Raw genomic sequence first — 21,912 nt, forward strand, 5'->3', positions numbered from 1 at the left:
CCCTCCCACATTTGCCCTCATCAAGCTCAAGATTCGCTTCAACCTTTCGCCCATAAGCTAATTCGAAAATGTTATTTATTTTCGGATTCTTAGATCATTTAGTCTCCTCACACGCCGACCCTCGGCCGCCTGATTGAGGAGCTTCCCCTTGAAACTGTTAACCCCTCTGCGCCTCATGGCCGCGTTGTCCCTGGCCGGTGCCAGCCTGTTTGCCCAGGCGGCGGATGTAACCATCGCTTACCAGACCACCGTAGACCCGGCCAAAGTTGCCCAGGCCGACGGTGCGTACGAAAAAGCCACTAACGCCAAGATCGACTGGCGCAAATTCGACAATGGTGCCGACATCATCGCCGCCATCGCCTCCGGCGACGTGCAGATCGGCTACCTCGGTTCCAGCCCACTGACCGCTGCGATCACCCGCAAGGTGCCGGTGGAAACTTTCCTGGTTGCCACCCAGATCGGCGGTGCCGAAGCCCTGGTGGCGCGCAACGGTTCCGGGATCAACGGCCCCCAGGACCTGATCGGCAAGAAAATCGCCGTGCCCTTCGTGTCCACCGGCCACTACAGCCTGCTGGCCGCGCTGAAGCACTGGAACATCGACCCGTCGAAAGTGACCATCCTCAACCTCGCACCGCCGGCGATCATCGCGGCCTGGAAGCGCGGTGACATCGACGCTACCTACGTATGGGACCCGGCCCTGGGCGTGGCCAAGGAAAACGGCAAGGTGCTGATCACCTCCGGCGAGCTGGCCAAGTTCGGCGCGCCGACCTTCGATGCCTGGATCGTGCGCAAGGACTTCGCGCAGAAGCACCCGGAAATCGTCACCGCCTTCGCCAAGGTCACCCTGGATGCCTACGCCGCCTACCGCAAAGACCCACAAGCCTGGCTCGCCGACACAGGCAACGTCGACAAACTGGTGAAACTCTCCGGCGCCAAGGCCAGCGACATCCCGCTGCTGTTGCAAGGCAACGTCTACCCGCTGGCCGCTGACCAGGTGACCCTGCTGGGCGCACCAACCACCAAGGCCGTGACCGATACCGCTGCGTTCCTCAAAGAACAAGGCAAGGTCGACGCCGTGCTGCCGGACTACGCCCCTTACGTCAGCGCCAAGTTCATCACTAACTGATTCAAGGAGTTCATCGCGATGGCCTTGCTACAACTGGAGCGCATCAGCGCACAGTACCCAGGCGCCACAGAACCGGTACTGTCCGACATTTCACTCGACCTGGGGCCCCAGCAGCTGCTGGTGGCCCTAGGCCCGTCCGGCAGTGGCAAGACTTCGCTGTTGAACCTGATTGCCGGCTTTGTCGAGCCTTCTGCCGGGCGCATCACCCTCGATGGCGTACCGGTCAAAGGCCCCAGCGCCGAACGCGGCGTGGTGTTCCAGGACGACGCGCTGTTGCCCTGGCAGGACGTGTTGGCCAATGTCGGTTTCGGCCTGGAACTGGCCGGCATGCCCAAGGCGCAGCGCGAAGTGCGCGCCCGGGAAATGCTCGCGCTGGTGGACCTCGCCGGCTTCGACAATCGCCGCATCTGGCAACTCTCCGGCGGCCAGAAGCAACGCGTCGGCCTGGCCCGCGCCCTGGCCGCCGACCCGCGCGTGCTGCTGATGGACGAACCCTTCGGCGCCCTCGATGCCTTCACCCGTGAGCAGATGCAGGAACTGTTGCTGCAAGTCTGGCGGCGCACGGCCAAGCCGGTGTTCCTGATTACCCATGACATCGAAGAAGCGGTGTTCCTCGCCACCGACCTGATCCTGCTGGCGCCCAACCCGGGCCAGATCGTCGAACGCCTGCACCTGGACTTCGGCCAGCGCTACGCGGCCGGTGAGTCGGCGCGGGCGATCAAGTCCGACCCGCGCTTTATCGAAACCCGCGAACACGTGCTGGGCAAAGTGTTCTCGCAACGGCAGGTGTCCGCATGAGCAGCTACGAACTCCCCGCCACCGCTGCCAAGCCGGTGGCGCACGCGGTCATTCCTGTGCGTCGCAGCCTGAGTACACGCTGGATCAGCCTGTTGACCCTGGTCGCCTTGCTGGCCCTCTGGTGGGCCGTCACCGCCACCGGCCTGATCGAACCGTTGTTCCTGCCACCGCCCTCGGCCGTGCTGCAAAAAGGCTGGCTGCTGGCGACTACGGGCTATATGGATTCCACGTTGTGGCAGCACCTGGGCGCGAGCCTCAGCCGGATCGGCCTGGGCCTGGGCTTCGCGGTGCTGACCGCCGTGCCGGTAGGCATTGCCATCGGCGCCAACCGCATCGCCCGCGGCATTCTCGACCCGCTGATCGAGTTTTACCGGCCGATTCCGCCCCTGGCTTACCTGCCATTGATCGTGATCTGGTGCGGTATCGGCGAGCTGTCCAAGGTGCTGCTGATTTACCTGGCGATCTTTGCGCCCATCGCCATCGCCACCGCGACCGGCGTACGCACCGTCGACCCGGCCAAGCTGCGGGCGGCGCAGTCGCTGGGCGCCACCCGTGCGCAGCTGATTCGCCATGTGATCCTGCCGAGCGCCCTGCCCGACATCCTCACCGGGGTGCGTATCGGCCTGGGTGTAGGCTGGTCGACCCTGGTCGCCGCCGAACTGATCGCCGCCACCAGCGGCCTGGGTTTCATGGTGCAATCGGCGGCGCAGTTCCTGGTGACCGATGTAGTGGTGCTGGGGATCCTGGTGATCGCCCTGATCGCCTTCGCCATGGAAATGGGCCTGCGCGCCCTGCAGCGTAAGTTAGTGCCTTGGCATGGCCAGGCACATTGAGTGAGAACAGCATGAGCAGCCTGACCGTTACCCCCTTGAGCACCGCCCTGGGCGCCCAGATCAGTGGCGTCGATATTACCCGGCCGCTGAGCACCGAACATCGCGATGCCATCGAACAGGCGTTGCTCAGCCATTCGGTGCTGTTCTTCCGTGGCCAGCCGATCACCCCGCCGCAACAGGCGCGGTTCGCGGCGAACTTCGGCGACCTGCACATCCACCCGATCTACCCCAACGTGCCGGAACAGCCCGAAGTGCTGATCCTCGACACCGCCGTCACCGACGTGCGCGATAACGCCGTATGGCACACCGATGTGACCTTCCTGCCCACCCCGGCCCTCGGTGCGGTGCTGAGTGCCAAGCTGCTGCCGGCGTACGGCGGCGATACGCTGTGGGCCAGTGGCATCGCGGCGTATGAGGCGTTGTCCGAGCCGTTGAAGCGGTTGCTCAATGGGCTGACGGCTACCCACGACTTCACCAAATCCTTTCCGCTGGAACGCTTTGGCAACAGCGCCGAAGACCTGGCGCGCTGGGAAGAAACCCGCAGGAAAAACCCACCTCTGTCACACCCGGTCGTGCGCACGCATCCGGTGAGCGGGCGTAAGTCGCTGTTTGTCAGTGATGGGTTTACCACCAGGATCAATGAACTGGAACCGGCGGAAAGCGAGGCGATCCTCAAGCTGCTGTTCGCCCACGCGACACGCCCGGAATTCACCCTCCGCTGGCGCTGGCAGGAGAACGACGTGGCCTTCTGGGATAACCGCGTGACCCAACATTACGCGGTGGATGACTACCGGCCGCAACGGCGGGTGATGCATCGGGCGACGATTCTTGGGGATGTGCCGTTCTAAACCACACTGCAAATCAAATGTGGGAGGGGTTCTACACCCCGATAGCTCTGGGTCAGTCAACTAATCAAGTGACTGACACACCGCCATCGGGGTGTAGCCCCCTCCCACATTGACCCGGTGCTGTCAGGTTATTCCGCGCTGGACGGCTTTTCCCACAGGTTAATCCCACCTTCCTGCGCAAACCGATCGATCTCCGCCAGTTCCTCCGCACTGAAGCTCAAGTTCTTCAACGCGCCGACGTTCTCGATGATCTGCTCCGGCCGGCTCGCGCCAATCAACGCGCTGGTCACCCGTGGGTCGCGCAACGTCCAGGCCAGCGCCAATTGCGCCAGGCTCTGGCCACGGCGCTGGGCGATTTCGTTCAACGCACGCACGTGGGCGATGTTGGCTTCGGACAGGTGCTTGGCCTGCAACGAACCACCCCCCGGGCGGTTGACCCGTGCGTCGGCCGGCACGCCATTGAGGTACTTGTCGGTGAGCAAACCCTGGGCCAGTGGCGTGAAGGCAATCACTCCGGCGCCGAGTTCTTCGGTGGTGTCCAGCAGGTCTTTTTCCACCCAGCGGTTGAGCAGGTTGTAGGCCGGTTGGTGGATCAGCAGCGGCACCTTCCACTCTTTGAGCAGCGCGGCGATTTCGCGGGTTTTCACCCCGGAGTAAGACGAGATACCGATGTACAACGCCTTGCCCTGTTGCACGGCGGTGGCGAGGGCGCTGGCGGTTTCTTCCAGGGGCGTATCGGCATCAAAACGGTGGGAGTAGAAAATGTCCACGTAGTCGACGCCCAGGCGTTGCAGGCTCTGGTCCAGGCTTGCCAGCACGTATTTGCGTGAGCCGCCGCCCTGGCCGTAAGGGCCCGGCCACATGTCCCAGCCAGCCTTGCTGGAGATGATCAATTCGTCGCGGTAGTGCTTGAAGTCTTCGCGCAGCAAACGACCGAAGTTGATCTCGGCGCTGCCGTAGGGTGGGCCGTAATTGTTGGCCAGATCGAAGTGGTTGATGCCCAGGTCGAACGCGGTGCGCAGCAGGGCGCGCTGGGTGTCGATCGGGGTGCTGTCGCCAAAGTTGTGCCACAGCCCCAGGGACAGTGCCGGCAGCACCAGTCCACTGCGGCCTACGCGGCGATACGGGATAGATTCATAGCGGTTTTCGGCAGCAATGTAAGTCATCGAATCCTCTCTTGGACGTAGGCAAATAAGGCCTGGGAATAACGATATTCCCAGGCCTTTTAACCAGCTGAATCGCTTAAGTCTGCCCTTCCGTTTTACAGCAATTTCCTACCAGAGTGGAACGACATAGCTGACATAGAAGCGGTTTTCATCCTGCACGGTGGCACCGGTAATGTCCGGACTGGCGTGGGCGTTTTTCCACGTGACGCCAAGGCCTTTGAGGGTACCGGTCGGCACTTGATACGCCACCGCCACGTTTCGCTCCCATTCGCTGGTGGTGCCCTGGGCGGTGCGGATGTCATCGCCGTGGGCGTAGGCGGCGGAGAAGGTCAGGCCGTTGAGGCCGAGTTTGCCGAAGTCATATTTGTACTGCGCCAGCCAGGTGCGTTCGCCGGCATGCTGGAATTTGTTCAACTGCATGTTGGTCAGCGCCGGGGTGTCGGCACCCGAGCCTGGGCCTTGGCGCGCGTCACCGCTGTTAAGGCCGGAGTCGAGGTACGGGAAGTCGCTGTCGCCGCTGTTTTTCTGGATGCCCAGGCCGACGGTATGGCCGTCCAGGCTGTAGCTTTCCAGCAGGCTGACGGTGGACTGGTTGATGCGGCCCTTGTTCACGCCGTCGCCATACAGGCCCGCTGCGGCAAAGTCCTTGTCGCCGTCGGCGTTGCCGCCCACACCCAGGCTGCGGAACACGCGCACGTCGGTATCGATCGCACCGACCGACAAGGCGTCATGGCGCTTGGCACCGAGGAAAAACTGCTGGTAGTAGTCCTCAAGGTTGGAGTACCACAGGCTGACAGTGGTGTTCTGTATCCCGGTGTAATCCGCACCGCCGAACAGGAAGCGGTCGCTCTCTTTGGTCCCGCCGGCGGTGATCATGCCCTGGTCGCCGGTTTCGTTGCGGATCTTGGTCTTGAAGATATCGCCGCCGGTGAAGGTGAAGTCGCTGAGGTCCTTGGACACCAGTTGCACACCGGTATTGGTCTGCTGGTACAGGCGCCCGTCGGTGTTGGCGAGTATCGGGTTGTTGCCGTAGAGCGTGCCGACGCGCAATTCATCCTTGGCGAAACGCATCTTGAACGTCGGGCTCAACACGCCGAACTGGTCGGCGGACTTGCCATTGTCCAGTGGGAACATGCTGCCGGGGTAGCGGCCCTGGTGATCCTTGTCGTTGAGGTCGCCGCCGGAGTCCAGTTTCAGGCCGTAGAACGCCTGTAGATCGAGGCCGAAGCCCACAGGCCCCTCGGTGTAGCCGGACTTGAAGTTGAACTCGAAACCCTGGCCCCAATCCCGAATGCTATGGGCCTTGGCATTGCTGCCCACCACGTCCCGTCCCTGCTGGTTGAGATAGCGGTTGAGCAGGGTCACGTCGGCGTGGCTGTCATCGATAAAATCGGCGTGGGCGGACAGCATAAAGCTCGCCATGGCGGCTCCCACCACAGGGCTTAAAAACGTCTTCATGGGTACCGGTCTCCGTCACTGTTCTGAAATGAAAGCGTCAAACGCTTCACACAATTACGCAGTGGCCAGATGACAGTTACGCGTCAAAACAGCGTCTTGACGGATGAAATTAAGTTTAAGAAAGCCCCGTAGAACGGGGCTTTGCGGGGAGTTTAACGTCAGCGCACCAAGTGCAGGAACTGCAGGTGGCGCTCGTACTGGTCGAGGATGTCGTTGATGATCTGCTCCTTGGTGTAGCCCACCAGGTCGTAGTCCTGACTGCCCTCGCTCAGGTGCACTTCCGCGCGGTAGTAGCGGCGATTGTTGAGCTGCTTGGAACCCATGCCGCCGCGTGCAAATGAGGGCGTGAAATAGCCGCGCATCTGCACCTGGTACACGAACGGATGCTCTTCGCCGTGACCGATTTCCAGGCTGACGCTGTCGTTGGACGGGTCGGGTTGGGTGACGACGTTGAGGCCTTTTTCGACAAACACCGCCGTCACTTCTTCGATCGCCGGACGCACCGTGGTCTCAAGGAACCGGTACACCTCGTCCCGCGAGGGGAAATGCACGGCCTGGCTCAAACGTTGGCGCCAACCGCCGGTGCCCTTGCGGGAGCCCGACACCGGCGCCAGCGAATGCAACTGCGCAATCTGCTTTTGCGACTCGAGGTAGAAGGCCTTGTGCAGCCCCCACATCATCAGCAACAGGATCAGCGAGAACGGCAGCGAGGTCAGCACCACCGCCGATTTCAGCGAATCGATGCTGCCGGCAAACAGCAAGGCACTGGTGACCAGCGCGGTCATCGCACCCCAGAACACCCGCAGCCATTTCGGCCCATCTTCATCGGCGTTGCCGCCTTTGGACGAGAGGGTGGACAGCACTACGGTGCCCGAGTCAGCGGAAGTTACGAAGAATACGAAGCTGATGAACACCGTGACCGCGATCACCGTCTTGCTCCACGGGTAGGTTTCCAGCAGCAGGTAGAGGCTCATCGACGGATCATCGATGGCCGACTGGCCGAGTGCAGTCATGCCGTGGTTGAGCACCTGGTCGATGGCGCTGTTGCCGAAAATCGACATCCACGCCAGGGTGAAACCCAGCGGGATCAGCAGCACACCGAACACGAATTCGCGGATGGTCCGGCCACGGGAAATGCGCGCGATAAACAGGCCTACGAATGGCGACCATGCAATCCACCAGGCCCAGTAGAACACCGTCCAGCCGCCCAGCCAGTCGCTCGGTTTGTCGTAGGCGTACACATCGAAACTCTTGGTCGGCAATGCGCCCAGGTAGTCACCAATGTTCTGGATCAGGGTATTGAGCAAGTGCTGGGTCGGCCCGGCGAACAACACGAACAGCAGCAGCGCGCAGGCCAGCAGCATGTTGATATCGGACATCACCCGCACGCCCTTGTCGACGCCGGCCACGGCGACCAGGATCGCCGCGCCCATCATCAGGGTGATCAAGCCGACCTGGATCCACTGGGTGTGGGCAACGCCGAACAGGTAGTCGAGGCCGGAATTGAGGTGCAGCACGCCAAAGCCCATGTCGGCACCCAGGCCGAACACCGTGGCAATGATGCCGAAGCCATCCACCGCATAGCCGATAGGGCCATTGATGCGCTTGCCGATCAGCGGGTACAGCGCCGAGCGCAACGCCAGCGGCAGGTTATGCCGGTAGGCGAAATACGCCAGCGCCATGCCGACAAATGCAAACACGCCCCAGCCGTGCAGGCCCCAGTGCAGGAACAGCACCTGCATGGCCTGGCGCGCGGCGTCGGCATTCATGGCCTCGCCCTGGGGCGGTTGCACCAGGTGCGTCAGCGGCTCGGACACGCAGAAGAAGAACAACGTGATGCTGATCCCGGCGGCGAACAGCATGCCGGCCCAGGACAGGTAACTGAATTCGGGCTCGTCGTGGTCGGCACCGAGTTTTATCTTGCCGTAGCCCGATAGCGCGGTGACCACCACGAAGACCAGATACAGGGTCATCGCCAGCATGTAGTACCAGCCGACCGTGTTGGCCGCCCAGTTTTGCGCCGCCAGCAACCAGGCCCCGGCCTGTTGCGGGATAGCGATGACAGTGATGCCGAACAGCAAGATGAAGGTGGCGGCAAAGTAGAAGACCGGCGCATTCATGCGCACCAGGCCGCTGGATGGGGTGGACGATGCACTCATGAACGATGCACCCCGAGGGTGAGGGATGTGGCTGTATAAAACGGACTCAGCAAAGGTAAGCCTCCTGTTGTGAGCGGGCAGCGAACCACCGGGTTTAACTTGAACGAACGTTCAAGTTAAACATAGGTAGGCGGTCTGGGACTAATCGCAGGGCTGAATAGTAGATAATTCCTACACTGGCTCAAGGATTGGTATGACGGGTGGAAGAGGTAAATCGTTCAGTGATTGCGGGGTAAATCTGGAATGAGGCTAACAATGTGGGAGGGGGCTTGCTCCCGATGGCGGTGTGTCAGTCGATGGATGTACCAACTGACACTCCGCTATCGGGAGCAAGCCCCCTCCCACAGGGGATCTGCGTAGGGCTCTACTTCTGCGCACCGTCGTCATGCTGCAGATTCGCCTGCGTAATATTCGCCCCCGCCGGCACACTGCGGGTCAGCCACACATTGCCGCCAATGGTCGACCCCTTGCCGATGGTGATGCGTCCGAGAATCGTCGCCCCGGCATAGATCACCACGTCGTCCTCGACAATCGGGTGGCGCGCATGGCCCTTCTGCAGTTGCCCATCTTCATCCGCCGGGAAGCGCTTGGCCCCCAAGGTGACGGCCTGATAGATGCGCACCCGCTCGCCGATGATCGCGGTTTCACCGATCACCACGCCCGTGCCGTGGTCGATGAAGAAGCTCGGGCCGATCTGCGCGCCGGGGTGGATATCGATGCCGGTGGCCGAGTGGGCGATTTCCGCGCTGATCCGTGCCAGCAGCGGCAAGCCGGCGCGGTACAGGTGGTGGGCCAGGCGATGGTGAATCACCGCGAGGATCCCCGGGTAGCACAACAGCACTTCATCCACGCTGCGCGCGGCCGGGTCGCCGTGGTAGGCGGCGAGTACGTCGGTGTCCAACAGGCTGCGCAGGGACGGCAAGGCCAGGGCGAAATCCTGGATCAGCCGGATGGCATGGGCGTCGATCTGGCTGTCATCCTCGCCGCCCTGGCGCGCGGCATAACGCAACTCCAGGCGCGCCTGGGCCAGTAAGGCATTCAGGGCGACGTCGAGGGTATGGCCGACGTAGAAATCTTCACTTTCTTCACGCAAGTCCGCCGGCCCCAGGCGCATCGGAAACAGCGCACCGCAGAGGGACTCGAGAATCTGGGCAACGGCTTCACGGGACGGCAATTCGCGACCGCCATGCTCGCCGCTCAAGCGGCCATTGCGTGTTCGCCACTGGTCACGGGCGCTGCGCAGTTGGCTGACGATGGTCTGTAACTGCCAATGGCTGGAACGCTCACTCACGGTATTCACTCCTGACGTAATGGCCATCACTTTACGGTATCCACCCTGGCCGCCCTTAAGAACCAATGGTGTGATGCTAAGAACCATCAGGCATAAGCGATTGACGGTTGCCCGATGAAAAGTGCCTGCCTATAGTCGCTCCATCCCTTAGCCACCGTGCGTAGCCATGATCAAGCAACAGCTCGACCGTTTTAACCGCCTGGAACTGCTCGGCGGCGCCACCGCCCTGGAAAAACTCGAACGGCTGTCGACCTGGTTGGGACGCGACATCTACGTCAAGCGCGACGACACCACGCCGCTGGCCATGGGTGGCAACAAGCTGCGCAAACTCGAATACCTGGCAGCCGATGCCATCGCCCAGGGCGCCGACACCCTGGTGACCGCCGGCGCGATCCAGTCCAACCACGTACGCCAGACCGCCGCCCTCGCCGCCAGGCTCGGCCTGGGCTGCGTCGCCCTGCTGGAAAACCCCACCGGCACCGAAGACCCCAACTACCTGGGCAACGGCAACCGCCTGCTGCTGGAGTTGTTCGACGCCAAGGTAGAGTTGGTGGAAAACCTCGACAACGTCGACGACCAACTCAACGCCCTTGCCGATCGCCTGCGCAGCAACGGCAAGAAGCCGTACCTGGTGCCTATCGGCGGTTCCAATGCCCTCGGCGCCCTCGGTTACGTGCGCGCCGGCCTGGAGCTGGCCGCACAGATCGAAGACAGCGGTATCGAATTCGCCGCCGTGGTGCTGGCCTCCGGCAGTGCCGGCACCCACAGCGGCCTGGCCTTGGCATTAAGCGAAGTACTGCCGCAGTTGCCCGTGATCGGCATCACCGTATCGCGCACCGAAGAAGCGCAGTTCCCGAAAGTCCAGGGCCTGGCCGAACGCACGGCCGAGTTGCTCGGTGTGAACGTCCCCGACGCGTTCAAGGTGATCCTGTGGGACGAGTATTTCGGCCCCCGTTATGGCGAACCCAACGCCGGCACCCTTTCGGCGGTCAAGCTATTGGCAAGCCAGGAAGGCCTGCTGCTGGACCCGGTCTACACTGGCAAGGCCATGGCCGGCTTGCTGGACGGTATCGGGCGTCAGCGTTTTGAAGACGGGCCGATTATTTTCCTGCATACCGGCGGGGCACCGGCGTTGTTTGCCTATGACTCGGTTTTCAACTGAATAAATGCGGGCCAAATGTGGGAGGGGGCAAGCCCTAATGCCAGTCAGTTAAGGCTTTTTGTAGGAGCGAGCTTGCTCGCGAAAAACTCACAGGCGCCGCGTTCATTCAGGAAGCACGCGTTATCGTTGACGTTTTTCGCGAGCAAGCTCGCTCCTACAGGAGGCGATGTACGCTTAACTGACTGGCATTAGGGCTTGCCCCCTCCCACATTAGACTCAACACATATTCAAAAATAGAATATCAATTGAGTTTAATATTATTTTCAAGTCTTAAAACCCGGCTTTATCATCGCGCCGCAGGCGAAGACGCGCTACGCGCTTTAAGGCAGGATACGACTACCGCGTCACCTGCTTCGCTCAACATAAAAAACACAGGGGCTCTTCATGACTATTTCTGTATTGCGTCGCACGTTGCTGGTTGGCACTTTGGGTCTGGCTCTCGGCGCCGGTTGGCTGGGCCAGGCGGTTGCCGGCGAGCAACTGGGCAACATCAAAAAGGCCGGCGAGATCAAAATCGGCCTGGAAGGCACCTACCCGCCGTTCAGCTTCCAGGATGAGAAAGGCAAACTGGCGGGCTTCGAAGTCGAGCTGTCCGAAGCGCTGGCCAAAGAACTGGGTGTGAAGGTCAAGCTGCAGGCCACCAAATGGGACGGCATTCTGGCGGCATTGGAATCCAAGCGTCTGGATGCAGTGATCAACCAGGTGACCATCTCCGACGAGCGCAAGAAAAAATACGACTTCTCCGAGCCCTACACCGTTTCCGGGATTCAAGCGCTGGTCCTGAAAAAGAACGAAGACAAGCTCAACATCAAATCAGCCGCCGACCTGGCCGGTAAAAAGGTGGGTGTCGGCCTGGGCACCAACTACGAGGAGTGGGTAAAAGCCAATGTGCCTACCGCTGATATCCGTACCTACGAAGATGATCCTACCAAGTTCCAGGACCTGCGCATCGGCCGCATCGACGCCATCCTGATCGACCGCCTGGCGGCCCTGGAATATGCCAAGAAAGCCCCGGACACCGTCGCTGCCGGTGCTGCCTTCTCCCGTCAGGAAGCCGGTATTGCCCTACGCAAAGGCGAACCTGAACTGCTTGAGGCGGTGAACAAGGCCCTCGACAAATTGCGCGCTGACGGCACCTTGAAGAAGCTGTCGGATAAGTACTTCAACGCTGACGTTACCCAATAATGGAAGCAAAGCTCCAACTCGTCCTGGATTCCACGCCCTTCTTGCTGCAGGGCGTGTACTTCACCGTCATCCTGAGCCTGGGCGGAATGTTTTTCGGCTTTCTGCTGGGCTTCGGCCTGGCACTGATGCGCCTCTCGCGCATCAGGCTGGTGAGCTGGATCGCCCGCGTCTACGTGTCGTTCTTTCGCGGCACGCCGTTGCTGGTACAGCTGTTCGTGATGTATTACGGCCTGCCGCAAGTGGGCATCGAGCTGGACCCGATTCCCGCCGCCCTGATCGGCCTCTCGCTGAACATGGCCGCATATATCTGTGAAACCCTGCGTGCCGCCATCAGCTCCATCGAGCGCGGCCAGTGGGAAGCCGCTGCCAGTATCGGCATGACCCGTGTGCAGACCCTGCGCCGGGCGATCCTGCCGCAGGCGATGCGTACGGCACTGCCACCACTGGGCAACAGCTTTACCTCACTGGTGAAGGACACCTCGCTGGCCGCAACCATTCAAGTGCCGGAGCTGTTGCGCCAGGCACAACTGGTGTCTGCGCGGACCTTCGAAATGTTTGCCATGTACCTGTCGGCCGCCCTGATCTATTGGGTACTCATCAGTATCCTGGCGCATTTCCAAAACCGCCTGGAAGACCGGGTCAACCGGCATGACCTGGAGTCTTGAAGCATGATCGTGGTTGAAAAACTGACCAAACAATTCAACGGTCAGATGGTACTCAACGGCATCGACCTGGAGGTCAAGGAAGGCGAAGTCGTCGCTATCATCGGCCCCAGCGGTTCCGGCAAGACCACCTTCCTGCGCTGCCTGAATTTCCTCGAAGAACCCACCAGCGGCCGGATCAAGGTGGGCGACATCCAGATCGACGGCAGCAAACCGCTCAACCAGCAACAAGGCCTGGTGCGGCGCCTGCGCCAGCACGTGGGTTTTGTGTTCCAGAACTTCAACCTGTTCCCCCACCGCACAGCGCTGGAAAACGTCATCGAAGGGCCGACCGTGGTCAAGAAGATGCCCCGTGAAGCCGCTGTTGCCCTTGGGCGCAAGCTGCTGGCCAGGGTTGGCCTGGCGGGCAAGGAAGACGCCTACCCACGGCGCCTGTCCGGCGGCCAGCAACAGCGCGTGGCGATTGCCCGCGCGCTGGCCATGGAGCCGGAGGTGATCCTGTTCGACGAACCCACCTCGGCGCTGGACCCGGAGCTGGTGGGCGAAGTGCTGGCGACCATCCGCAGCCTCGCCGAAGAAAACCGCACCATGGTCATCGTCACCCACGAAATGAGCTTTGCCCGCGATGTGGCCAACCGGGTGATCTTCTTCGACAAGGGCGTGATCGTGGAGCAAGGCGAAGCCAAGGCGTTGTTCGCCAACCCCAAGGAAGAACGCACCCGGCAGTTCCTGAGCAAGTTCCTCGCCCACTGATGTGCCGAGGGAGCTTGCTCCCTCATCACACAATCGGCTCCTACAGGAAATCCTCGCCATCCACGCGTAAACCCGCCGTCTCCCCGTTCCAAAAATCCCCTGCCCGGTCAGACCCTTCTGAATCTGCTCCAACCCGCCGTTTAGCCTTTTGCCGCCATTGACGCTCCTTGGCCAACCCTCTTATCTAGCGTCCAGAGGATTGGATCCTATCCCGGCTACTCACTGAATCGTTCCTTTCAGCCCACCTGCGCACCCGCGCCGCGGGGCTGGAACGATTGCTGCTGGCTGCATCAAGGAGATTACTTATGACGCGCACTGCAACCCCGGCCCTGCTCACAGCCCCCACCTTGCCCCAGGCTAACCGGCACGGCATCAACGCACTGGCGGCCAGTCAACTGCAGGTGGACATCGCGCCTTACCCCGGCATGGATGAGGGCGACTTGATCGAACTGTTCTGGAACAACTGCTTTGCCGCCTCACGCAGGGTGAACGCGTGCAAGGTCGGCTCACCGACCCATCTGCGGGTGCCGGAAAGTTTTGTGCAGGACGGCCTGGCCCAGGTGCATTACCAGGTCATGCAAGTCGGTCGTGCACCTGCCCGCTCGGCCGTGAAAGGTGTGTGTGTAAAGACCCGATATCCCGGTGGCCAGCCCTCCCCCCTGTACAGCGACGAAAACCACAACCTCGCCCCCGTCGGTTTGCCCGAGACCATCCGTCGCTACGGCGTCAACGGTCGCCAGGTGCGACGGGGTATTCCGCTGACCATCGCGCCTTACCTGAACATGGCCACGGGCGATGCCATCACCCTGCGCTGGGGAGATGTACGCATGGACCTGCCACGGATCCAGGCCAAGGCCGTCGGGGTGGTCGTGCAGGTGTGGGTGCCTTCGACGGTGATTGTCGAGGCCGGTGATGACAGCCGCCTGGAGGTGACGTACTGCATTCTCGATCGTGTCGGCAACAATTCACGCTGGGCGCCCACGCGCACGTTACGCATTGCCGCCTGCGCGCCGAGCCAGCCGGCCGGGACCGCGCGGGTCTACCAACCACGGCCCCTCGGCTCGCCCTGTGAACCGGGGTGACAGACCTTCTATGCATATTCCCAAAAGTTAGTTTATTTAAATATTTAACACGCTTAGGGTATATGCACCGGACCACCGGACATCTCTGATTTTTCTGTTTTTATTTCATTGAATGCGAGGTCGGTATGGTCAGAATTACCCCGGTGCATAACGCCAGGGCATTACGTGCAGCCAAGGAGCGGCGCTGATGTCTAACTTGGCTCTAACACCCCCCCAGCGTGATCTGGACGTTGCTCCCCTGCTGTTGCCGGCCGCTGTGCTGCGCAACGATGCAGAGGCGCTGCAGGCTGCCCATGAGCTGGCCCAGGCCGCGCGCCTGCACGCCGCCCAGCGTGACCAGCAACGCAAGCTGCCGTGGGCGCAGATCGAACAATTCACCCGCAGTGGGCTGGGCAGTATTTCCATCCCCCGCGAATACGGCGGCCCACAGGTGTCGTACACCACCCTGGCGGAGGTGTTCGCGATCATCAGCGCGGCAGACCCGGCCCTCGGGCAGATCCCGCAGAACCATTTCGGCATCCTGCAGGTGTTGCAGGGCGCCGCCACCGAGCGCCAGAAAGAGCAACTGTTCCAGAGCGTCCTCGACGGCTGGCGCATCGGCAATGGCGGCCCGGAACGCGGCACCAGGAACACCTTGGAGCTCAAGGCGCGCATCACCGCCCAAGGCGACGGTTACGTGATCAGCGGCCAGAAGTTCTATTCAACCGGCGCACTGTTTGCCCATTGGGTGGCCGTGAAGGCGCTGAACGACGACGGCAGGCAGGTCATGGCGTTTGTACGCCGTGGCACCGCAGGGCTGCGCATCGTGGATGACTGGTCGGGCTTCGGCCAACGCACCACCGCCAGCGGCACCGTGCTGCTGGACCGCGTGCCCGTGGACGCCGAACTGGTCGTAGACAACTGGCGTATCGGCGAAAGCCCGACTATCCAGGGCGCCGTTTCCCAACTGATCCAGGCCGCCATCGACGCCGGCATCGCCCGTGGCGCGCTGGATGACACCATCGCCTTTGTGCGGGAGCGTTCGCGCCCGTGGATCGATGCCAAGGTCGAGCGCGCCAGCGATGACCTCTACGTGATCGCCGATATCGGCAAGCTGAAGATCGAACTGCACGCCGCCGAGGCGCTGTTGCGCAAGGCCGGGCAAGTGCTGGACCAGGTCAGCGCCGCGCCGATCACCGCACAGTCCGCCGCGCGAGCGTCAATTGCCGTGGCCGAAGCGAAGGTGCTCACCACTGAAGTGTCGTTGCTGGTCAGCGAAAAGCTCTTCGAACTGGCCGGCAGCCGCGCCACCCTCGCCGAATTCAACCTCGACCGTCACTGGCGCAACGCCCGGGTGCACACCCTGCACGACCCGGTGCGCTGGAAGTATCACGCCGTCGGCGCCTATCGCTTGAACGGCACGTTGCCGGCTCGCCATTCCTGGATTTAACCGACCAGACCTCTGGAGAAACTCATGACCTTTTCTCACCGTGTCGCGGTTATCACCAGCGACGAACAAGCCCTTATTGTCGCCAGCGACCTGGCCGAAGACTTGCGCCGCGACAGCGCCCAGCGCGACCGCGAACGCCGCCTGCCGCTGCCCGAACTGGACGTGTTCTCGCGCTCCGGCCTGTGGGGCATCAGTGTGCCCAAGGCATTTGGCGGCGCCGGCGTGTCCAACGTCACCCTGGCCAAGGTCATTGCCCTGATCGCCCAGGCGGATGCCTCCCTGGGCCAGATTCCGCAAAACCATTTCTACGCCCTCGAAGTGCTGCGCGTGAATGGCAGCCCTGAACAGCAACAACGCCTGTACGCCGAAGTACTCGCCGGCCAGCGTTTCGGCAACGCCCTGGCGGAACTGGGCACCAGGACCGCCCACGACCGTGTTACGTCCATCACCCGCGACGGCGACGGCTTCCGTATCACCGGCCGCAAGTTCTACGCCACCGGTGCGATCTATGCCCAGCGCATTCCTACCTCGGTGGTGGATGAACACGGCATCCAGCAACTGGCCTTCGTGCCCCGCGACAGCGAAGGCTTGACGGTCATTGACGACTGGAGCGGCTTCGGCCAGCGCACCACCGGCAGCGGCTCGGTGGTGTTCGATAACGTGTGGGTCGCCGCCCACGACGTGATCCCGTTCCAGAGCGCTTTCGAACGCCCGACCACGGTCGGCCCGCTGGCGCAGATTCTTCACGCCGCCATCGACACCGGCATCGCCCGCGCCGCCTTTGAAGATGCGCTGCACTTTGTGCGCACCAAGACCCGCCCGTGGATTGACTCCGGCAACGACAAGGCCACCGAAGACCCGCTGACCCTGAAGAGCTTCGGCCACCTGAGCATTCGCCTGCACGCCGCTGAAGCCTTGCTGGAGCGTTCGGCTGAATACCTCGATCGCGCCCAGGCCGACAGCAATGCAGAGACCGTTGCGGCAGCGTCCATCGCCGTCGCTGAAGTACGCGCCTTGAGCACCGAGATCTCCCTGGCCGCCGGCAGCACCCTGTTCGAGCTGGCCGGCAGCCAGGCCACCCTGGCCGAGCACGGCCTCGACCGCCACTGGCGCAACGCCCGCGTGCACACCCTGCACGACCCGGTGCGCTGGAAGTACCACGCGGTAGGCAATTACTACCTCAACGCTGAAAACCCGCCACTGCGGGGGACCATTTGATGGCAAAGAAAAAGATCCTGCTCAATGCCTTCAACATGAACTGCATCGGGCATATCAACCACGGTATGTGGACCCATCCACGGGACACATCCACCCAGTACAAAAGCATCGAGTACTGGACCGACCTCGCGCAAACCCTGGAGCGCGGGCTGTTCGACGGTTTGTTCATCGCCGATATCGTCGGCGTGTATGACGTGTACCAGAACTCCATCGATGTGCCGCTCAAGGAGTCGATCCAGCTGCCGGTCAATGACCCGCTGCTGCTGGTTTCGGCGATGGCCGCCGTGACCCGCAACCTCGGCTTCGGCCTCACCGCCAACCTCACCTATGAGCCGCCGTACCTGTTCGCCCGGCGCATGTCCACGCTCGACCACCTGAGCCGTGGCCGGGTCGGCTGGAACATCGTCACCGGCTACCTCGACAGTGCCGCCAAGGCCATGGGCCTCACCGAACAGGTCGAGCATGACCGGCGCTACGACCAGGCCGATGAATACCTGGAAGTGCTCTACAAACTCTGGGAAGGCAGCTGGGAAGACGACGCGGTGCTCAACGATCCGCAGGCGCGGGTCTACGCGCAGCCGGGCAAGGTGCACAAGGTCGAGCACCATGGCGAGTTCTACCAGGTCGAGGGTTATCACCTGTGCGAACCGTCGCCGCAGCGTACGCCGGTGCTGTTCCAGGCCGGCAGTTCAGACCGTGGCCTGTTGTTCGCCGGGCGCCATGCCGAGTGCGTATTCATCAGCGGGCAGAACAAGGCCGCGACCAAGGTGCAGGTGGACAAGGTTCGCGCCAGCGCGGTCGAGGCCGGGCGCAATCCGGATGACATCAAGGTGTTCATGGGGCTGAACGTGATCGTCGGCGCCACCGAAGAACTGGCCTGGGCCAAGCATGCCGAGTACCTGAGCTATGCCAGCGCGGAGGCCGGCGTCGCGCATTTCTCGGCGTCCACCGCGATTGATTTTGCCCAATACGAACTGGACGAGCCGATCCAGTACGTAAAGAGCAACGCGATCCAGTCGGCCACCAAGAACCTGCAGAACAACGACTGGACCCGACGCAAGCTGCTCGAACAGCATGCCCTCGGCGGGCGCTATATCACCCTGGTCGGCTCCCCCGGACAGGTCGCTGACGAGCTGGAATCCTGGATCAGCGAAACCGGGCTGGATGGCTTCAACCTCACGCGCATTGTCACGCCGGAAAGCTATGTGGACTTTATCGATCTGGTGGTGCCGGAGTTGCAGAGGCGGGGGTCGTACAAGACCGCCTATGAGCAAGGAACGTTAAGAGAAAAAGTCTTCCAAGGCAGCGCCCGTCTACCCGAACAACACACCGGCTCGACCTACCGCCACTGATTGAAAAATGTGGGAGGGGGCTTGCTCCCGATAGCGGTGTATCAGTCACCGGATTGGTTTGCTGACACTCCGCTATCGGGAGCAAGCCCCCTCCCACAGTGGATCTCCACTGTTTGTACAAATACCTTATGACTGGAAATCGACCATGAAAAAAACACTGCTCTCCCACCCAGTCAAAGCACTGGCCCTGGCCTTCGGGTTGTTCAGCTCGGCCGTATTCGCCGCCGATGCACCGTTGAAAATCGGCACCACCGCCGCCTTCGCGATTCCCCTCGAAGCCGCAGTCGCCGAAGCCGGCAAGCAAGGCCTTAAGGTCGAGTTGGTGGAGTTCACCGACTGGATCGCGCCCAACGTCAGCCTGGCCGCCGGCGATATTGACGTGAATTACTTCCAGCACATCCCGTTCCTGGAAAACGCCAAGGCCGCCGCCGGTTTTGACCTGGTGCCGTACGCGCCGGGCATCATCAACAACGTCGGCCTGTACTCGAAAAAGTACAAAAGCATCAACGACCTGCCCCAGGGCGCCAGCGTGGCGATTGCCAACGACCCGATCAACAGCGGTCGCGGCCTGCAACTGCTGGCCAAGGCCGGCTTGATCACCCTCAAGCCGGGCGTGGGCTACAAGGCTACCGAAGAAGACATCGTCACCAACCCGAAAAACATCAAGATCCTGCAAGTCGAGGCCGTGCAACTGGTGCGCGCCTATGACGATGCCGACCTGGTGCAGGGCTACCCGGCCTACATCCGCCTGTCCAAGACCTTCGATGCCGAGTCGGCGCTGCTGTTCGACGGCCTCGACCACCCGGAATACGTGATCCAGTTCGTGATCCAGCCAAAAAGCAAAACCGACCCGCGCGTGATCAAGTTCGTCGACATCTACCAGCACTCGCCGGTGGTGCGTGCCGCCCTGGATAAATCCCTCGGCAAGCTCTACCAAGTCGGTTGGGAAGATAAAAAATGACCGCCGCCCACGCTCGACTGCGCGACCTGGGCTCACCGCCCAGGGACGCCGAACAGACAGAACTGCATCCGGACCTGAACCGCGCGCACGTGCGCTTTATCAACCTGGGCAAGACCTACGACGGCGGCGTGCATGCCTTGCAAGGCATCGACCTGGCGATCCAGCACGGTGAAGTGTTCGGTATTATCGGCCGCAGCGGCGCCGGCAAATCCTCGCTGATCCGCACCATCAACCGCCTGGAACAACCCAGCAGCGGGCGCGTGCTGATCGATCAGGTGGACATCGGCGACTTCGACGAAGACCACCTGGTGGCGCTGCGTCGGCGTATCGGCATGATCTTCCAGCACTTCAACCTGATGTCGGCCAAGACCGTGTGGCAGAACGTCGAGTTGCCGCTGAAAGTCGCCGGCGTGCCCAAGCCCCAGCGTGAGCAAAAGGTGCGTGAGCTGCTGGAATTGGTCGGCTTGCAGGACAAGCACAAGGCCTACCCGGCGCAGCTGTCCGGCGGGCAGAAACAGCGCGTGGGCATCGCCCGTTCGCTGGTGCACGACCCACAGATCCTGCTGTGCGACGAAGCCACCTCGGCCCTCGACCCGGAGACCACCCAATCGATCCTCGGCCTGTTGCGCGAGATCAACCAACGCCTGGGCCTGACCATCGTCTTGATCACCCATGAGATGGCGGTGATCCGCGACATCTGCGACCGCGTGGTGGTGCTGGAACACGGGCGCATCGTCGAGCAAGGCACGGTGTGGCAAGTGTTCGGCAACCCGCAGCACGAGGTCAGCCAGACCCTGCTGGCGCCGCTGCAACATGGGCTGCCTGAAGAACTGCAAAGCCGTTTGCACACCCAGCCTGAATCACCGGACGCCGCCGTGGTGCTGCGCTTGCAGTTCACCGGCAGTGCCAGCGATGAACCGGACCTGGCCGCGCTGTTCAGCGCCCTCGGCGGGCGGGTGCGTCTGCTGCAGGGCGGTGTCGAGCGGATTCAGGGGCATGCCTTGGGGCAACTGCTGCTGGCGGTGAATGGCTCGCCCCATGGCACCGAAGAACTGCGCAACCGCGCTGCGAACTGGGCACAACAGGTGGAGGTGCTGGGCTATGTGGTTTGATCGTTTGGTGCAAGGCGCCATCGACACCTTGTTGATGGTCGGCGTGTCATCGTTGATCGCCTTGCTGGTGGGCATTCCGCTGGCGGTGTTTCTGGTGACCAGCGACAAAGGCGGCATCTACCAGGCGCCGGCGCTGAATCGGGTGCTGGGGGCGTTCGTCAATCTGTTCCGCTCGATTCCGTTCCTGATCCTGATGGTGGCGCTGATCCCGTTCACGCGGCTGATCGTCGGCACCACCTATGGGGTGTGGGCGGCGGTCGTCCCGCTGACCATCGCCGCCACGCCTTTTTTTGCGCGGATCGCCGAAGTGAGTCTGCGCGAGGTCGACCACGGCCTGATCGAAGCTGCCCAGGCCATGGGTTGCCGACGCTGGCACATCATCTGGCATGTGCTGCTGCCCGAAGCGCTGCCAGGGATTGTCGGCGGGTTCACCATCACCCTGGTGACCATGATCAACTCGTCGGCCATGGCCGGGGCGATCGGGGCCGGTGGCTTGGGCGACATTGCCTATCGCTATGGCTACCAGCGCTTTGATACGCAGATCATGCTCACGGTGATTGTGCTGCTGGTGATCCTGGTGGCGGTGATTCAACTCGGCGGCGATCGCCTGGCGCGAGTGCTGAACAAGAGGTGAGGTATAGTCGGGCCATCTCAGCGCCCGGTATTCATCACCATGCCCCTCAAGCCCGACGACCTCGACCAGATCACGTCCACCACCCTCGGCCACTACAACAAGGTGGCCGAGGATTTCCGTGAAGGCACCCGCGATCACGATGTGAGCCAGAACATCGACGCGCTGCTGCGCCATATCCAGGGCTCGGCGCCCTTTACCGTGCTGGATTTCGGCTGCGGGCCGGGGCGGGATTTGCAGACCTTTACGCGCCTGGGGCATATCGCCGTCGGCCTGGATGGTTCCGAGCGGTTTGCGCAGATGGCGCGCGAAGACAGCGGCTGTGAGGTGTTGCAGCAGGACTTCCTCAAGCTGGATTTACCCGCCGAACGCTTTGACGGGATCTTTGCCAATGCAGTGCTGTTTCATATCCCCAAGCAGGAACTGCCCCGTGTGCTCAAGCAACTGCATGGGGCGTTGAAGCCCGGCGGTGTGCTGTTCAGCTCCAATCCACGGGGTGAGAACCAGGAAGGCTGGAATGGGCCGCGCTATGGTTCTTATCACGACTTGAAGGCGTGGCAGGCATTGCTGACGACGGCGGGGTTTGAAGAGTTGGAGCACTACTACCGGCCGGCGGGATTGCCTCGGGATCAGCAGCCTTGGTTGGCCAGCGTTTGGCGCAAGGTTTAAGTCTGGGCAAGCCCACT

Annotated in this window: 20 protein-coding genes; 16 read left to right on the forward strand and 4 right to left on the reverse strand. The window is 62.0% G+C overall.

The window, feature by feature from the left end:
• The first annotated feature begins 148 nt into the window (after window positions 1–148).
• From tauA to tauD, 4 genes are read left to right on the forward strand one after another with little or no spacing between them, the layout of a single operon-like run.
• Window positions 149–1,126, forward strand: a complete 978-nt coding sequence (gene tauA, locus BFQ01_RS14720) for a taurine ABC transporter substrate-binding protein (RefSeq protein ID WP_065925819.1) — start codon at window positions 149–151, stop codon at window positions 1,124–1,126.
• A gap of 18 nt (window positions 1,127–1,144) precedes the next feature.
• On the forward strand, window positions 1,145–1,924 hold the full coding sequence (gene tauB, locus BFQ01_RS14725; protein WP_065925820.1) for a taurine ABC transporter ATP-binding subunit: 780 nt from the start codon (window positions 1,145–1,147) through the stop codon (window positions 1,922–1,924).
• Window positions 1,921–2,757, forward strand: coding sequence for a taurine ABC transporter permease TauC (tauC, locus tag BFQ01_RS14730; RefSeq protein ID WP_027605156.1), 837 nt, complete (start codon window positions 1,921–1,923; stop codon window positions 2,755–2,757). Before tauB ends, tauC begins: the two co-directional genes overlap by 4 nt.
• 11 nt (window positions 2,758–2,768) lie before the next feature.
• Entirely contained in the window at window positions 2,769–3,605 is an 837-nt protein-coding gene (gene tauD / locus BFQ01_RS14735; protein ID WP_065925821.1) for a taurine dioxygenase, read from the forward strand.
• Between the two features lie 128 nt (window positions 3,606–3,733).
• On the opposite strand, the gene mgrA is transcribed toward tauD, so the two are convergent.
• The 4 genes from mgrA to epsC form a co-directional block, all read right to left on the reverse strand.
• Window positions 3,734–4,771 carry an L-glyceraldehyde 3-phosphate reductase gene (gene mgrA / locus BFQ01_RS14740; RefSeq protein ID WP_053140257.1) on the reverse strand — a complete coding sequence of 346 codons (1,038 nt, stop codon included), beginning with the start codon at window positions 4,769–4,771 and terminating at the stop codon, window positions 3,734–3,736.
• A 108-nt stretch (window positions 4,772–4,879) separates the two neighbouring features.
• A complete protein-coding gene (locus BFQ01_RS14745) occupies window positions 4,880–6,229 on the reverse strand; it encodes an OprD family outer membrane porin (RefSeq protein WP_065925822.1) in 1,350 nt (449 codons plus the stop codon).
• 158 nt (window positions 6,230–6,387) lie between these two features.
• Window positions 6,388–8,349, reverse strand: a complete 1,962-nt coding sequence (gene betT, locus BFQ01_RS14750; protein WP_162844283.1) for a choline transporter BetT — start codon at window positions 8,347–8,349, stop codon at window positions 6,388–6,390.
• 403 nt (window positions 8,350–8,752) lie between these two features.
• Window positions 8,753–9,679 (reverse strand): serine O-acetyltransferase EpsC, encoded by a 927-nt coding sequence (epsC, locus tag BFQ01_RS14755; RefSeq protein ID WP_027607830.1) that lies wholly within the window; start codon window positions 9,677–9,679, stop codon window positions 8,753–8,755.
• Window positions 9,680–9,845: 166 nt separating this feature from the next.
• Between epsC and BFQ01_RS14760 the strand changes: the two genes are divergently transcribed.
• From BFQ01_RS14760 to BFQ01_RS14815, 12 genes are all read left to right on the forward strand, one after another.
• Window positions 9,846–10,841: a D-cysteine desulfhydrase gene (locus BFQ01_RS14760; RefSeq protein ID WP_065925823.1), complete on the forward strand. Its 996-nt coding sequence runs from the start codon at window positions 9,846–9,848 to the stop codon at window positions 10,839–10,841.
• Between the two features lie 384 nt (window positions 10,842–11,225).
• Window positions 11,226–12,026 carry a cystine ABC transporter substrate-binding protein gene (tcyJ, locus tag BFQ01_RS14765; RefSeq protein WP_065925824.1) on the forward strand — a complete coding sequence of 267 codons (801 nt, stop codon included), beginning with the start codon at window positions 11,226–11,228 and terminating at the stop codon, window positions 12,024–12,026.
• The gene (tcyL, locus tag BFQ01_RS14770; protein WP_065925825.1) at window positions 12,026–12,691 is read left to right on the forward strand and encodes a cystine ABC transporter permease; all 666 of its coding nucleotides are present in this window, start codon (window positions 12,026–12,028) and stop codon (window positions 12,689–12,691) included. The genes tcyJ and tcyL overlap by 1 nt, the downstream gene beginning before the upstream one ends.
• Before the next feature lie 3 nt (window positions 12,692–12,694).
• Entirely contained in the window at window positions 12,695–13,441 is a 747-nt protein-coding gene (gene tcyN, locus BFQ01_RS14775) for an L-cystine ABC transporter ATP-binding protein TcyN (RefSeq protein ID WP_065925826.1), read from the forward strand.
• A gap of 305 nt (window positions 13,442–13,746) precedes the next feature.
• On the forward strand, window positions 13,747–14,523 hold the full coding sequence (locus tag BFQ01_RS14780) for a hypothetical protein (RefSeq protein ID WP_065925827.1): 777 nt from the start codon (window positions 13,747–13,749) through the stop codon (window positions 14,521–14,523).
• A 187-nt stretch (window positions 14,524–14,710) separates the two neighbouring features.
• Window positions 14,711–15,952, forward strand: coding sequence for an SfnB family sulfur acquisition oxidoreductase (locus BFQ01_RS14785; RefSeq protein ID WP_065925828.1), 1,242 nt, complete (start codon window positions 14,711–14,713; stop codon window positions 15,950–15,952).
• Window positions 15,953–15,976: 24 nt separating this feature from the next.
• Complete coding sequence (locus tag BFQ01_RS14790; RefSeq protein ID WP_065925829.1) at window positions 15,977–17,170, forward strand: SfnB family sulfur acquisition oxidoreductase; 1,194 nt, start codon at window positions 15,977–15,979, stop codon at window positions 17,168–17,170.
• A complete protein-coding gene (locus BFQ01_RS14795) occupies window positions 17,170–18,522 on the forward strand; it encodes an LLM class flavin-dependent oxidoreductase (RefSeq protein WP_065925830.1) in 1,353 nt (450 codons plus the stop codon). The genes BFQ01_RS14790 and BFQ01_RS14795 overlap by 1 nt, the downstream gene beginning before the upstream one ends.
• Before the next feature lie 145 nt (window positions 18,523–18,667).
• Window positions 18,668–19,483, forward strand: a complete 816-nt coding sequence (locus BFQ01_RS14800; protein WP_065925831.1) for a MetQ/NlpA family ABC transporter substrate-binding protein — start codon at window positions 18,668–18,670, stop codon at window positions 19,481–19,483.
• A complete protein-coding gene (locus BFQ01_RS14805; RefSeq protein WP_065925832.1) occupies window positions 19,480–20,595 on the forward strand; it encodes a methionine ABC transporter ATP-binding protein in 1,116 nt (371 codons plus the stop codon). The genes BFQ01_RS14800 and BFQ01_RS14805 overlap by 4 nt, the downstream gene beginning before the upstream one ends.
• A complete protein-coding gene (locus BFQ01_RS14810; protein ID WP_016974994.1) occupies window positions 20,585–21,229 on the forward strand; it encodes a methionine ABC transporter permease in 645 nt (214 codons plus the stop codon). Before BFQ01_RS14805 ends, BFQ01_RS14810 begins: the two co-directional genes overlap by 11 nt.
• 39 nt (window positions 21,230–21,268) lie before the next feature.
• A complete protein-coding gene (locus tag BFQ01_RS14815; RefSeq protein WP_065925833.1) occupies window positions 21,269–21,895 on the forward strand; it encodes a class I SAM-dependent methyltransferase in 627 nt (208 codons plus the stop codon).
• The last annotated feature ends 17 nt before the right edge of the window (window positions 21,896–21,912 follow it).

Origin of the sequence: Pseudomonas sp. 8 R 14 (genome assembly GCF_900005955.1) — a bacterium.
GTDB classification, from domain to species: Bacteria; Pseudomonadota; Gammaproteobacteria; order Pseudomonadales; family Pseudomonadaceae; genus Aquipseudomonas; species Aquipseudomonas marginalis.